This is a genomic window from Oceanobacillus profundus (genome assembly GCF_003515705.1).
Lineage (GTDB): Bacteria > Bacillota > Bacilli > Bacillales > Amphibacillaceae > Oceanobacillus > Oceanobacillus profundus.
On sequence record NZ_QWEH01000018.1, the window covers coordinates 1 to 15204 of the forward strand.

9 protein-coding genes and 1 rRNA gene are annotated in these 15204 nt (G+C 37.1%); all 10 read right to left on the reverse strand.

The window, feature by feature from the left end; all coding sequences use genetic code 11:
- Positions 1 to 223, reverse strand: a 16S ribosomal RNA gene (locus D1B32_RS19460); the annotation flags it as partial.
- A gap of 772 nt (positions 224 to 995) precedes the next feature.
- Entirely contained in the window at positions 996 to 1670 is a 675-nt protein-coding gene (locus D1B32_RS19465; RefSeq protein WP_095313905.1) for a serine/threonine protein kinase, read from the reverse strand.
- Positions 1671 to 1967: 297 nt separating this feature from the next.
- The gene (locus D1B32_RS19470) at positions 1968 to 4517 is read right to left on the reverse strand and encodes an EAL domain-containing protein (RefSeq protein WP_095313903.1); all 2550 of its coding nucleotides are present in this window, start codon (positions 4515 to 4517) and stop codon (positions 1968 to 1970) included.
- A gap of 637 nt (positions 4518 to 5154) precedes the next feature.
- Positions 5155 to 5985, reverse strand: coding sequence for a glycerophosphodiester phosphodiesterase (locus D1B32_RS19475; protein ID WP_095313902.1), 831 nt, complete (start codon positions 5983 to 5985; stop codon positions 5155 to 5157).
- Positions 5986 to 6182: 197 nt separating this feature from the next.
- The gene (locus D1B32_RS19480; protein ID WP_095313900.1) at positions 6183 to 7484 is read right to left on the reverse strand and encodes a S8 family peptidase; all 1302 of its coding nucleotides are present in this window, start codon (positions 7482 to 7484) and stop codon (positions 6183 to 6185) included.
- 290 nt (positions 7485 to 7774) lie between these two features.
- Entirely contained in the window at positions 7775 to 9442 is a 1668-nt protein-coding gene (locus tag D1B32_RS19485) for an alpha amylase family protein (RefSeq protein WP_095313899.1), read from the reverse strand.
- Between the two features lie 171 nt (positions 9443 to 9613).
- On the reverse strand, positions 9614 to 10327 hold the full coding sequence (locus D1B32_RS19490) for an alpha/beta hydrolase (protein ID WP_187393183.1): 714 nt from the start codon (positions 10325 to 10327) through the stop codon (positions 9614 to 9616).
- Positions 10328 to 10347: 20 nt separating this feature from the next.
- A complete protein-coding gene (locus D1B32_RS19495) occupies positions 10348 to 11916 on the reverse strand; it encodes an FAD-dependent oxidoreductase (RefSeq protein ID WP_095313896.1) in 1569 nt (522 codons plus the stop codon).
- Positions 11917 to 11955: 39 nt separating this feature from the next.
- Complete coding sequence (locus D1B32_RS19500) at positions 11956 to 13476, reverse strand: DUF4127 family protein (protein WP_095313894.1); 1521 nt, start codon at positions 13474 to 13476, stop codon at positions 11956 to 11958.
- A 15-nt stretch (positions 13477 to 13491) separates the two neighbouring features.
- Entirely contained in the window at positions 13492 to 15159 is a 1668-nt protein-coding gene (locus D1B32_RS19505) for an ROK family protein (protein WP_118890207.1), read from the reverse strand.
- Positions 15160 to 15204: the final 45 nt, after the last annotated feature.

Genomic DNA, 15204 nt, shown 5'->3' on the forward strand with positions numbered 1-15204 from the left:
TTTTATCTTCTCACCATGAGATGAAAAGTGTTATCCGGTATTAGCTCACGTTTCCGCGAGTTATCCCGATCTTACAGGCAGGTTGCCCACGTGTTACTCACCCGTCCGCCGCTCATTCCATAAACATTACCCCGAAGGGCTCTGTTTATTTCCTGCGCTCGACTTGCATGTATTAGGCACGCCGCCAGCGTTCGTCCTGAGCCAAGATCAAACTCTCCATAAAAGTTTGTAATACTTAGCTTTTGTAGAAGCTGACTTCTACTTGTTTTAAAAAGAAAAACGAGTTTCCTTTTTCTTGACATACTGGTTGTTTTGTTCAGTTTTCAAAGAGCAAATTTGTTTGCCGCCTTCTTTAAAGCGACTTTATTAATCTATCACAGATTAAAATATAATGTCAATAACTTTTTCGAATTATTTTCTTGTTTGCATTGAACTTTTTTAGCGACAAGAAATAATTTACCACACTATTAAACTAAAAGTCAACAACTTTTTTATTATTTTTAGCTCCGTTTTGTGGCAGAAATTTAATATAACATAGATAGACAGCTATTGCAATACTATTTATTATCGAGATTTAATATTCTTTGGTGGGATGCTGGGTCAACTTCTGTCCCTAGTCACCTCTATAGTTAAGATATGAAAGATCTAATGATATCCGATTAAATTGATATCATCTGTTCTTCTAAATGACTACAAGTTTTTTTGCAATAAAATGTAATCAAAACAAGCTGCTATTTTTACCTTTAACCGAAAAGTGAAGAAACACCAAAGTTTAATGGTAATTCTCTACTATTATTAACATGATAGTAATTCTCCTATATATAACATCTACCCGCAAAATAAGAGGATGATGAAATTTGTTTGGATGAGAAACCTGTCCCCTCCCCTTTTACATTCAATTAACTTGATCTCAATTGTTTTTTACAATCATTTGATATATTTAGGCGCTCCTTATCCTTTCTATTGAACTCCTTTCGTAATATCAACCTTGTGTCCTATTTTTTATACAGGAAATTTAAAATGGATTTTATAAACTCTTCATATGAAGAGAAATATTTATCTCGGTGATTATACCATTTTCGTACCGTGTTAACTAACCAGTAAGGTACAGAATGTCCATCAATTAAGTGATAGTATTGTTCATAGCCTTTCTTTAGATGCTCCCATCTGAAATCATTACCTGGCTGAATGTATTCAGAAACATCGAGTATTTTTGCTCTTCCGTTTTGAAGTAATATATTTTTTAAATGGATATCACGTGGGTTAAGACCCTTATTACGAACATATTCCCGGGCATCCTCCACATCATTTATAACTTGCTCTGGAATGTGAATCCCTTGTAAAACGCAGTCAAAGAGAGTCATCCCTTCCTCGTAGCTTAAAACGAGGTATTCATCATACGCAGCAAAACATGTTGAAAAGAAAGAAGAGTCATCTATTATCTGATAAACACCTGCTTCTACTTTAACTTTATCAATTTTGTCCTTTGCATATTTTTTAAACACATAAGCTGGAGCATGAATCGATTGAAAAACTGCCGCATCTGTACCTACACCAATACACTTCAAATCTTTAGCGCCCCCACTTATCGTGACAGGCTCATTATTAGGATTTGATGAAACAGTGATTTTGGAAAGAGAATCCTTCGCTATATCCCAGTCGTTTTCCATTTGACTTCTCCTTTCATTACATAGGTAGAAAATTACTTTATTAAGAAGCAAGAAAGAAATCTTAATCCTAGACATTCTTACCGAGATAAAACAAAATTAACCGTTTTGGAGTAAAAATGCAAAAATAAAACCGCATGAAATCAAGTTTTAATTGATTTCATGCGGTTTTTTCATTTTAATGAAACGATCTCGCAGGTTCTTCTTAGGTTTCGTTTTTCTAAACAGCTTCAGATGAAGCACAATTGAAAGAGTAACCAAAGATTCCATATTCAAAGTCTATGTTGGATTTTACTATTTTCACTTCCTAAAAAAACTATATTTATTTACTGTCACAAAACTAGAATCAGGAGGAGATGGATTTTTTCTTAATACAATAGCTAATCTATTAAGTATTTGCGTTAAATCAGACTGAACATTATCACCGAATATAAATTCAATTCCATACTGATATATCCCATATCTTATTTCCTTCATCCAGACAACTGTACCTTGCAGATTAACTATGTTTCCCAATATCTCTGCTTCAAATTCTAAAATAATGTCTTGATGGACAGTTAGCCTTATATCGGATAAAAACCGCAGACCACCTAATCCAATATCTTCAATTAGTACCTCTGCTTTTCCAAGTTCAACATTTCTTCCAAGAATACGTGTAAGTGTCATCGATCCTTTTAATGGAATATCAAGGTCAATCCTGAAATAATTTCTTCTATTATCAGTTACTTTTTCTTCTTTGGATGGTGCTTCAACTTTGATTTTACTTTTTTGCAGAAGTGCAGCAAACGCTTCTGCTGGAACAGGCTTTGAAAATATATAACCTTGTATTGCGTTACAATTCATTTCTTTTAATAGTTCCACCTGTTCATTTGTTTCCACTCCTTCCGCAATAACATTCATATTAAGATGTTGAGCTAAATCAATAATTGTTTTTGTAATAAAATTGGTTGATTCAGAATCCTTGCGACTTAATCCATTAATAAATGTACGATCTATTTTTAATGTATCGATTCGCCCTTTAAATTTCTGCAAGTAAGAAAGTGATGAGTAGCCTGTCCCAAAGTCATCTAATGAAACCCGAATGCCCATCTTCTTAAAATCATCCAACATAGAGAGAATCATCGTTTCATTATCCAGAAGTGACGATTCAAGTATTTCAACTTCCAAGTACTTAGGGTCAAGTTTCGTCCTTTGTAAAATATTTGAGATATTAACAAGCATTTCTTTTTCCATAAAACGCTGTGCGGATAGATTGATAGAAATAGGGATAGCCGGCAACCCATTATCCTGCCATGCTTTATTTTGGATACATACTGTTTCTTTAATCCATTTGCCTATATCCACAATTAGCCCAGTTTCTTCTGCTAATGGTAAAAATTCATTCGGATTAACTAATCCCCATTCTGGATGATTCCAGCGAATTAAAGCTTCTGCACCGATAATTTGATTCGAATTTGTACATATTTTAGGCTGATAATACATTTCTAGCTGTTTCAACTTCAATGCCTTTCTAAGATCTGACTCAAGTGTAAAGGTTTTATATGTTTCTGCATCCAATGAGGAAGTATAAATTTGATATGTATTATTTCCTTTGCTTTTAGCCTTGTACAAAGCAGAATTAGCATGCTTGACAATTGTTTCATAATCCTTTCCATCATTTGGATAAAAGCTAATCCCAATACTCGTAGAAACAAAAAGTTCATAATTGTCGATATGAAATGGCTGATCGATTGATTCTATCAACTTTTTCGCATATGCTATAACCTGCTCTGAATTTACGATATTGGGTAATAAAATAACAAATTCATCTCCATCTACCCTTGTAAGAACCGCTTCATCCTCAAGCTTCTCTTTTAATCTATCGGAAAATGCTTTAAGTAGCTTATCACCGGTCAAATGACCCAACGTATCATTCACATACTTGAAACGATCTAAGTTTAAAATCATTAGCGCAAATCGTTTTTCTAGTGTATTACTAATAACGATTTCCTGTTCTATTTTCTCATTCAGAAATCTACGGTTTGGAAGCTTTGTTAATGCATCATGATAGACCAAGAAGTTATTCAACTCCTCAGCCTTTTTACGTTCCGTAATATCAATAATTGTCCCAATGATTGTTGAATAATTGTGATATAAAACCTTTTTCACACGGAACTCTACATCTATCCTACTCCCGTCTACTTTAATCATTCTGATGGATTGCTCAATACTTTCTTCCCCATCCATTAGATTATTAATTATAGATAGAAATATAGCTTGATCTGCTCGATGTATATAGTGGTAAATATCGAAATCCGAGCTAACATTTGATGAGTGTATACCAACAATTTCGGATAGCCTCGGATTCCCGTAAACTAATTTTTTATTTTGTATAATAAAAACTCCGAAGCTAGATTCTTCAACGAGACTTCTAAACTTCAATTCCGATTCAGTCAGCTCATACTTCGCTGTATTCAATTCTGTCCGATCTTTAAATATCCCAAAAATACCAATCGTCTTTCCTTCTGATATGGCAGGAATAATATGTATTTCCACTTGAAGTGGAGCACCATTTTTCTGAACGATAACAGTATTATCATGTTCAATTCTTCCAGAAAGGGTACTATTAAATAACGCTCTAAACTTAGGGACTTCACTTTTTAAGAGAATTTCTTCCAACGGGTATAATGCAATTTCCTCTTTTGAATAACCTAGGGCATCCGTAAACCCTTCATTTACTGATGCAATAACCCCCTCTTTATCTGCAAAAAAAACGATATCAGGATTATACGTAAACAAAGAACGAAAAAATAAATCTGTATCTACCACTTCATCATGATTCGATCGATCTTCCTTTAAATTATTGTCCATTTTCTTACCCCTTTATTTTTAGAATGATAATATTTTTCCTTACACTGTTATACTCCTTATTCTATGAAGTACATTTATTTCTGTCTTTCACACGACAGAAATGATGTACGATAATTAATGACAGCTATATCATTAATAATATTAATATATAGAATTATAACATTATTTTATAGATCTTATGCTCTATTTGATCAAAATTAACACTAGGTAAATATACTTACTGATTGTCCATTAGAAGATATGATTATGAGGTCAGCTCTTGATTCATGACCTCAAGTAGCAATACCTACGCCTCAAGCCATTGTAACGGCAGTCGGTTATGCCCCATCCATACTCCCGAGGCTTTTGGTACATCCTATATAATGGATGTATTCTTGCTGTTTTTTCAAATTATACCTTACACATTAAGCACTACACCACCACACAAAACAGCACACTCGCCAAGTGAGTGTGCTTATAAATTATTACCAAATCTTTAATCTGGTCTCTATTGGTAAACGGTCAGTAATTTATTTTCATATGATAATATATTTAACTCTTAACATTAAAAGCCTAATGTCCACTTTATTAAACACAGATGAATTCTACGCATTTATTCGAATATTCCATTACAAGATTGCTAACCACTTCAGATTCCTCAATTCTTCACCGGATGCCGGTAAACATACTCAGGAAAGTCCGTAATGATACCATCAACCTCAAGTTCAAATAAGTTATCTGCTTGCTCCTGAGTTCGTACAGTGTAAGCGTAAATTTCCATCCCAGCGAGATGAACACGGTCAACCAGATCTTCTGTGACAATATTCATATTTGGATTGAAAAAATCAGCATATGTTGCAAATTGTGCTAGCTGTTCATCCGTAACATCCGCCCATGTTAATCCAGCAAGAACCCCATGTGGGATATTTGGCAGAAGTTGCTTTGATAGCTGTACCGATTCATGATTGAATGACTGAATAATAATTTTACCGTTACTAGGCTTGTGCATATTACGCTCGATCAGAGCCTCAGCAACTTTTTCTTCCATGCCTGGATATAATTCAGGAGATTTTAATTCTATTAATATTCCTATCTTTCCGCGATATTCATCTATTATTTCCTCAAAAGTAGGAACCCGTTCACCTGCAAATTCCTCTCCGAACCAGCTGCCTGCATCCAATTGCTGAATTTCTTCTAGAGTATAATCTCCAACAAATCCATTACCATTGGTTGTACGATTTACGGTTGTATCATGAATAGCTACTAACCTTCCATCTCGTGTCATTTGAACATCAATTTCTATAAAATCAGCTTTCATTTCGAATGCCTTTTCAAATGCAGCCATTGTATTTTCTGGTGCATGTCCTGAAGCACCGCGATGTGCAACATTAACCATTTCGCTTTTTCCATTCGATGCGAATACAGGAACTGCAAAAATAAACATAAAGAATATTGCCGACAATGCTAAAACCGTAAATTTTCGTATCATGAGCTGAATCTCTCCCTTTACCCGTATTTGTCTTTAATTATAGAGAAAATCTATTAAATGACTGTAAATTGCATGATAAAGAAATGTATGGAAATGCAAGATATTTGTAATGCTTCTAAAGACCTTCATGAAATCCCTTACAGCAAAAAGAGGCATAAAAAAGAGAGAACGATTTGTCCTCCCTTTTCGTTTCTTATTTAACTTTCCGGAATGGCTTCAGCCGGAGCTAAATAATTCTGTGCCATACGGGCAGCACTCTCCGCTTCAATATATCCCCATACATCATCTAGTGTTGGGTGAGAAGTTGCTTTTAGAATACTCTTAATATCATTTGGACTGAGACTCGGATTAGCCTCTAGCATTAGGGCAATGATACCCGCACAAATCGGAGTTGCCATCGATGTACCAGACAATTGAATATAGTTTTCGTCAATAACCATCTCTGGCAATTCAGATTCAAGTGCCGATCCTGGGGCTAATAAGGAAATAATATTTGTACCCGGTGCATAAATGTCCGGTTTAACGAACGTATCAATTGTAGGGCCTCTACTAGAATAATCTGCTATCACATCATCTGCGCGCTCTAATGTGTTCTGATCATCCGTTGATCCAACTGTAATAATAAATGGGTCGATTGCAGGAGTGCTGATAGTTGCTGCAGAAGGCCCACTGTTTCCAGCAGCAGCACATACAACAATTCCTTCATGCCACGCAGATTGAGCAGCTAATGCTAATGGATCATCCCTGAACGATTCATAAGCAGAAGCTCCAAGTGAGAGTGAGATTATACGGATATTATGCTCCTCTTTATGATCGATGCACCATTCCAAGCCTTCAATAATGGTGGATAATCTCCCACTCCCTTGTTCATCTAAAACTTTTATTCCAATGAGTGAGGCTTCTGGTGCTGTCCCCACGTATTTTCCATTGGACAGGCTTCCATTTCCAGCAGCGTCACCAGCACAATGGGTGCCATGTCCATTATCATCATAGGCTTCACTTTCACCGTTTATTAAGTCTTGAAAAGCTATTATTCGATTTTCTGGATTGGTCAAGTCTTCATGTGGATGGATACCAGTATCAATTACGGCAATCGTAACGCCCTTCCCAGTTAACCCAAGCTGCTCTCTAACTTTCACAGCTCCTGTTTGCTCACAGGCAATATCCATAAAGGAAGTTACAATCCGATCATAAAATATTCGATCTACTGCTTCATGATCTTTAATTTCTTTTATTCTATCAGGTGTTAAATGTCCTTGCATCGCATTTATACTTCGGAGTTCTCTACCTAGTTTGTTTTGGGAGTCAGCATTGCATACTTTCAGGAGGTCGTCTTTTTTGCCTTGATCGCAATTCTTTTTCAAATAAACGATAATGGGGATTTCCTTGTTGTCGTTTTCCTGTTTGGGTACTTTTCGAGAATTTCGTAATTGTTCCACTAAGCCAGGGTCAAGTTTACGTTCGGCATCTTCGAACCACACTTTTTTCCGATCGCTCATCTTACTCCTCCTCGTAAAAATGTTTTTTTACCTCATTAATAGATTATCAGCGAAAAACAACTAAAACAATCAGACAAGTTTACTATTTTTGGAAAATCAAGATAAAAATCTAGTAATTTTGTTGGTAGTTTGAATAATATGAAGGGAGATACAAGCAAATATCAGCAGTTTATTTCCCTGCTTCTTTAAACTAGTACTCTTCTATAATGAACAAATAAAACCAAAACCTCTATCAGCGGAAATCTAAAAAATTTTCCACCAATTGAAGTTTTGGTCAAGGTCACATTATCTTACTTATCTTTGCGAATCATTTTCAATAGCCCAGGAATTTGATGTGGTGCTTTCGTATCTTTAGCAAACTCTTCTTCTATAATATCCCACCAACCATACATTTCTAGATATACTAAGTCGAATAACATAATCCCATGTGTGTTATCTTCTAATGTACGGATTGCTTTTCGGAATTGTTCTGGGTCACCTTCATATTGTTGAAGATAGAGAGAACCATATACTGGTGCAGCATAATCTACTACTTCCATTACGAGCTGTGCAGACCCTTCGACACTATACCAATACGGCAAGTCGGAAGCATCCGATTCTTCAATACTTACATCATAATAGTAATTACCGGTCATGAGGAAGTCGAGATATTCAGCATAACCAGTTTTATGGTAGTCTTCGCTAGCCCAATCATACTCTGGCTTGTAATCTTTGCTTGCCCAGTTTACACCTTCATTATAGTAGAGTGGATACCAAGAACCAACATAGGTGGTAAACAATAAATCATCGTCATAAGAATGAATGAGATCTTCTGCATCTTTGAAGAAAGATTGGATATTATGTGCACGGAATTCAACCCATTCTTTATATAACGGTCCTTCAACGATTATCTGCTCTGTTCCATCTAACTGGATTTCATAGATGTCTTCTGGCCAATTAGTCACTTCCTCGCCAATATATTTTTCAAATTGCTCACGACTTAAATCACTAAAGTCAGCATGTTCATTCGAATATCTTGCTCTATCAAGCACAATACCATCTAAATCATAGTTCGTGATTAGCTCTTCTATAATACTCAATTCATAGTTACGAACATCTTCCTGGATTGGATTTACAAACACTGAAGAAGAAGGATATTCTGAAGCTGGTATAATCCTCGTTTCAGACTCTTCATGTGCAACTGGATCACCAACCTTCAGATTTTCCAATACCCAAGTTCTTGCTTTTCCATGGGCAGATAACACGACACCATTTTCCGGAATTTCTAAAGCCTCTCCATTCGTAGCCACTCTGTCTTCGATTTGAGAGATTACGCCATCAACAACTTGAACTTCAACTCCCCAGCGATTAGAAGGGGAAACATCATATTTATCAGGAGTAAATAAAATAATTTGGTTTTCCCCTCTTTCTGTATTCACCCCATCTAATGGCACTGTCGCTCCATTTTTTGCCTCAACAATTTGTACGGCCGTATAGAATTGGGATTGCCATTCCGGATGATCAAAAGCTGGACCATCTTTATACGTGTTGTTTCCTTCTGAGAAAACATTGATATTCGCTAAAACTTCCAAACCGTACTTATCTGCTTCAACAAGAACTGTTTCCAGTAAATCATAGCCAGCTGGAAAATCGCCATAGTCGGCAATCTCCGCTGTACTCATATGTGGCGCAATATCACTGTCATAGCCGACGAAACCAGTATAATTCTTCACATCTAAAACAATGGTGTCGATATTCGCATTCGCTGTTTTTTCCACAATATTTGCTACCTTTTCAGGTGTATCTAGGTTGTGAATGTTTGCAGATAAATCATACCAAAGCACACGCCCTTTAATGTTTTCATTTTTTACAAGATTAGAAAGGACCTTCTCAAGGCCTCTCCCAGGTGCTGCTTGAATTGGGGTTGCTAACGTCAAAAACAAAACAATAGTCAGTAACATACTAAACCATTTTCTCATTTTCTTTACCTCCAAAAAAATTTATTAGCAACCTATTACGTTGATGGATGTTTTCTATTTATTTATCTCTATACAAACGACAAAACAAGCGAATACATCACCTCCTTTAAAGATGTAACCCGTTTGCAGTTCGAGCTGAGCATCGCGCCAGGCCAAACTCCAAGAAACAAACTAAGAAGTAAAAAGGAAAAACTCTAACGCATTCATTAAATCCGACTTCCAAAAACGCCATTCATGCTTCTCTTCCTGCTCGGAATATACAATCCGTGCACCTTTTTTCACTAACATTTCGTGTAATTCTCGATTTCGAGTCAAAATATATAAGTTTTCATTTGTAAGCAACGAAACATATTCATCTTCGTATTTTCCAACAGTTTGATAAACGAGCCATTGCACATACTTTAATTGTTCTACCATTTCAATATCTTTTTCGGAAACAGCTGCCGATTGCAACAAGAGATGTGTCCATGTCTCTGGACACATTCCTGCAATGTTTAGCGATATATTTGCTGCTAATGAATCCCCTAGAAGACCACGACGGACTATCTTCCTACCGATTTCTACTTCCACTTCTGGTAAAAATTCTTCTGTCATAAAGGTGAGGTATTGTTTAAATTTTTTTCCCTTATGATGGTAGGCGTTCCACCTGTCCATCGAATTCCCTGGGTGCACAAGTATAAAAACTAACTTCCTAGCAATCTCTGGTTGTTTTTCCAATAAATTTTGGAATGCATTCTCTAATTTTCCAAGTTCTAAATAATCTTTTCCGTCCTGAACATATAGAAGATAAGCTTCCTCTGTTTCCTCGTCTGAAGTTAAAACGCAGTATTCATAATCTTGTTTTAATATATTGCTATGAAAGGTTTTTTTCGTTCGATTCAACAACGTATAATATCCTTTCTTTTTTAGAATTCCATCTCATCTGGCCAGTGTAGCTCGATACCTTTTTCGATTAATAACTGTTGATAAGCTTGTAAATGTTTCGAGTTTTGTCTAACTTCCTTTGGTTCAACCTCATTTGCAATGGCGTAAGCGGCTAAATATCCGACTGCCTCCCCAATATTCCATTCAGTGGGATGCAGTCTGTAACATCCATTGGTAATTTGCGTGGTTCCAATATTTTTACATGCTGGCAGTAGATTTGTTACGCGCAATGGAATCAATGCACCAAGCGGGATTTCGTATGGGTGGCTAGGAATATAAAACGTCCGATTTGAGACAGTCGTATGGTGTAAATCAAGGTGATAGCTTCCTACGCCAACACTATCTGGATAGGTGCGAATGCTTTCCCGTAAATCTTTACTAACATCATTCTCTGTTATCGTATATTGCGCCTTTATTCTCCGCGACTCGCGAATATAAGGATATTTAGCAAGTCCGTCGTCCGTTCCCAAAACATCCATACGTAATCGTAAGCCTGGATAACCCTTCCCACCATCCAATCTTGGAGCCTCGGTTTGCAACCAATATAAAAGAGACAGACTTAGCTGCTTTGCGCCTTTTAAATGCTTTTCTCGCTCCTCTTCCGTAACATCAATAATCGAACCTAAAAAATAATCATTTTGCGGCCAATTTATTAGTGACACATCACCGTAATATATTGAATCTATTAAATGCGTAACGTCTAGTACCCTTCGATAAGTAAAAAGAGCTGGAATATCCTGTTCGTTAGGAAACAACGTGAACTTCTTCATCGTACTTGTATCCAAAGAATTCACGGCATACCAACTAAGTAATGGCCATTTCGAATAACTCGGAATATAGCGTTTCCAAAAATCATACTGGTCGGGTTTCTCAATAATACTATTCCTTTCTTTTAGGTAGTCGACTGCAAGTACATGTGTAACAGCCTGTACATCTTTTGAATCTGCCTGTAAAGGAGCATGCGGCTCGCCCGTTTCCTTCTGGGACTCAGCACCAATCACATATTCTACCCCTGCAAGCGGAAGGACGTCGCCACACTCCGTAGCATCTAAAAAGTAGTTTCCAGTAAGTTCTGCCAGCTCTCCTTTTACATTATCTCGAATAACTACAGATTCTATTACTTCGCTACTTGTTTGGACATCAATAGGTTTATGGTTTAACAGGATACGAAGTTTTCCACTGTTTACATAAGGTGCTAACATATCCTCAAGTACCTGTAAAGCAACTTTTGGTTCATGTGAAAGACGACTAACCCATGCATTTCCGGGATTCAATCGTTCTTCCTTCATCGCCTTTTCTGTTAAGGCATAGTTCTGTTTATAATAATCTCGTACACGATTTCTAAAATGACGATAAGTAGTCGTACAACCGAACTCCTCAATCCAAGGATGCTCATCAGGCGGGACCGCTTGGCTTGTCAATTGGCCGCCGATCCAATCGGTTTCCTCCGTTAACATAACGGATAACCCCATTTTTGCTACCGACAATGCCGCAATGCATCCACCAAGACTCCCGCCGACAACGATGACGTCTGCCGCTTCCTTCCTCATCCCGTCAACTCCTTCCTTTTACAATTGATTGACTTGTAATTAAATCGTTTTCGTTTCCAGTTCAATACCGCATTCAAACATCCGATTCCACGGTGCATACGTTTTTAGCATTGCAATTTCGAATCCTTTAAAGCTATTCATCAATAAGTCGTTATAACGTTTCCATAAACGCTTATCTCGTTCTGCATTCACAAGGCTTGCTTTATCTTCTAAATCAAAATACGATAAATGATGTGTGGCAAGAAAATCTGCTAGCATCTCCATACGAATTTCGGCTTGATAAAAATAATCATCTAACAAATGATAAATTAAGTTTTGTTGGATTACAGTTTGGTCGCCATCCATCCCAATGACTCCTTGGGCAATCGTTGTACCAAGCGTATTACAATTTGTATTCCAGCCTTTATAAGAAAGTAATTTATCTAAAATTCCAGCTTCATCTAACAGTGTAATAAGCTGAGAATCACCACCATTTGCATATGCAGAATCTGCTACAACCACTTTTTTGCCTTCCTTTACATAAGAGGCAATCTGATCCACGAAATGCAATAAATCACGAAAGCTAGAATACGTTATGTCCTTCTTACCTTGGTCCCAAGCTTCTTGCATCACGCGACCTGGTGTATTATAGGCGAGAATTATATCCGCTTCTTCAGCTTGATCAACCAGCTGACAACCACTAGCTAAAACATGTGCCTTGAGACTCTCGGCAAAAGGGCGATCCTCATACATTGGAATAATCTGAGGACCTAATATGCTGCTCCAAATCGGATAAATTCTTGGCCTCTTCTGATAATGGGTATTATAAATTCGAGTGAGCAGGGTTGCACCAACCTCATCTGCACCGGGATAAATATGAACGTCGTTATAAAGCCTGAGCTGTTCACGTTTTACTGCGACAATAGCTTGGTCCCTTGCGGTGTAACCATATTCCGCACTATCATCCTGTGGAATTGCAAGAAAACTAATAACTCCCTCTTTAACTAATTCCAACATAGATTGATTGATATGCAGGTTAAAGCTTCGGCGATTTTCATAATCCTCCACATATTGCTTTGGGAGATTTTGCTGTATTGCTATAAGTTCAGCTGTTTCATCATCCGTTAATCCACTAACATTTTGCTTGTCTTCCAAATAAGCATGCAGGAAAATTTCTCTTCCCCACTCCTCATAATAGGTGGGCTCCTCATCACTAGAGCTATACTTAGGAGTGCGCATAATCATGTTAGATGCATAGATAGGTAATGCCGGATACTGTTGATGGAAACTTCGTAACCTTTCTATCCATTTCTCGACGGTTCCATCCGACAAATAATGAATACGAGACGGAAGTAATCCACCATAGACAAGCATATCGATACTAAGAATAATCGCATCCACCTCAGGAGCGGCACGCTGTATCCATTGCCACATCCCATCTGTATCGGCAGGTTGCTTTTTAAACCCAAACAGTACCTTAGGGGGTAACAATAAATCAATATCCTTCGCTGTAGCTGCGATTCGTTCTACAACATGTGTATTACAAGGTCGTTCGTCAATTGGAGTATAGATGATTTTCATTTACACACCTCTTTATTACATAACTTTCGTTTTTTTCAATGTTTGTATTTCCTTTAAAAAAGTATCAAGTAAATAAAATAAGGATACTTCACTAATCGAATGAGTAACTTTTCCTACGTCATTGCCGGAAGGGATAAAAAACGTAATATCTGCTCTTTCTGTTATCGGTGAATCCTGCTGGCTAGTCATTCCAATCGTTGTTGCATTACACTTCCTAGCAGCTTCAAGCATTTTTAGTACATTTGCGTTAAATCCTGAAATACTTAATCCCACTGCTAAGCAGTGCTGATCCAGTAAGTGAACTGAGCGATCCATTTGATAGCGATTGGAAAAAACGTCAACAGGTATGTGAAGTTCCATCATTTTATACTTGAGTTGATTCATAACATATTCCATTTCTTCAGATCCGTATAAAATAATGCGTTTCGCAAGCCTAAGCTGTGATCCAATTTCCCCAAAATCAACTGATTGGTTTAACGTATCGATTTTGTTCAAGATGTTAATATAGTCTTCTTTAATCTCTACTTGACTAGAATTCTCTGTTTTATCGTGAAGCCTTGTTCCAATCGTTGCTTCTTTTGCCATCATACGCAACTGATTGTAGGAACCAATTTCAAGCTTCTTGCAAAATCTCGTAATCATCGATTCAGAAACATTGATTTTGTCGGCCATGTGAGAAATGGTATGATTAGGTACGTCGCTTAAATTCATCGTTACATATTTGGCTATGGCAGCTTCGCCTTTGGTTAATTTATGTTTATTTGATTCAATCATCGTCGTAATCCGATTAAAAGGTTGCAAGGATTCTTGAAGTAGAAAATGCCGTAATGCACCAACCATTCCTGCATCATTTAAATTCCCCGCAATTTCAATTTTCGTTTTATCTAGTAGTGCAGGTATAAGATCCTTCTTTAATTGCTTCATAATAAGCGGATAAAGATATTCCTTTTGATTGGTTATTCCTCCACCAATCACAATCATTTCTGGATTCATCATATAGGCAATCGTTGCCATCCCCTTTGATAAGTAATACACAAGCTGATTGATTTCTCTTATGCAAACCTCGTCTCCACTCAATGCTAATTTAAATATTTCCTTCCCATTAAGCTTATCCTCAGCAAAGCCTTTTTGCTTAGCCACATTTTTTACGAGAGTTCTTGTTGAAGCAAGTTCCTCAAATTGACTTCCTTCAATTGGAATATAACCAATCTCTCCACCACTATAGCTATGACCACTGTGCAGCTTATTGTCGATAACATAACTACCGCCAATTCCTGTACCAATTGTGAGGCAGAACATGCTTTTAACATCTTTTCCTTTTCCAATCCAAGATTCTGCTAATCCCACACAATTTACATCGTTCTCCACTTCCACCTGTAATTGAAAATAAGTTTCCAACTCTTTTTTGATTTGCATTCCGGTATAATTTGGAATGAGGGAAGAGGCATATAGTATTTCCCCTTTTTTAGAATCCACCTGGCCAGCCGTGCTAATGCAGATTCCAGCAATAAGATAGGATTGAAGCAGTTCATACCCAATCTTTTTTACTTTATTGATCACTTCTAATCCTCCTAAATCTGCCTCGGTAGGGACTTCATTTTTATAAATAATACTGCCATTCTCTTTGAGAACACTGTATTTGATTAACGTGCCACCTATGTCAAACGCGATAAAATCTCTCATTGTACCTCTCCTTACAAACTCCGATCACCCATGTAGTGATCTGGC

What these genes read in the sequence shown, in the direction of transcription:
- D1B32_RS19465 (WP_095313905.1), bottom strand. Translation starts at nt 1,670, where the DNA reads ATGGAAAACGACTGGGATATAGCGAAGGATTCTCTTTCCAAAATCACT.
- D1B32_RS19470 (WP_095313903.1), bottom strand. Translation starts at nt 4,517, where the DNA reads ATGGACAATAATTTAAAGGAAGATCGATCGAATCATGATGAAGTGGTA.
- D1B32_RS19475 (WP_095313902.1), bottom strand. Translation starts at nt 5,985, where the DNA reads ATGATACGAAAATTTACGGTTTTAGCATTGTCGGCAATATTCTTTATG.
- D1B32_RS19480 (WP_095313900.1), bottom strand. Translation starts at nt 7,484, where the DNA reads ATGAGCGATCGGAAAAAAGTGTGGTTCGAAGATGCCGAACGTAAACTT.
- D1B32_RS19485 (WP_095313899.1), bottom strand. Translation starts at nt 9,442, where the DNA reads ATGAGAAAATGGTTTAGTATGTTACTGACTATTGTTTTGTTTTTGACG.
- D1B32_RS19495 (WP_095313896.1), bottom strand. Translation starts at nt 11,916, where the DNA reads ATGAGGAAGGAAGCGGCAGACGTCATCGTTGTCGGCGGGAGTCTTGGT.
- D1B32_RS19500 (WP_095313894.1), bottom strand. Translation starts at nt 13,476, where the DNA reads ATGAAAATCATCTATACTCCAATTGACGAACGACCTTGTAATACACAT.
- D1B32_RS19505 (WP_118890207.1), bottom strand. Translation starts at nt 15,159, where the DNA reads ATGAGAGATTTTATCGCGTTTGACATAGGTGGCACGTTAATCAAATAC.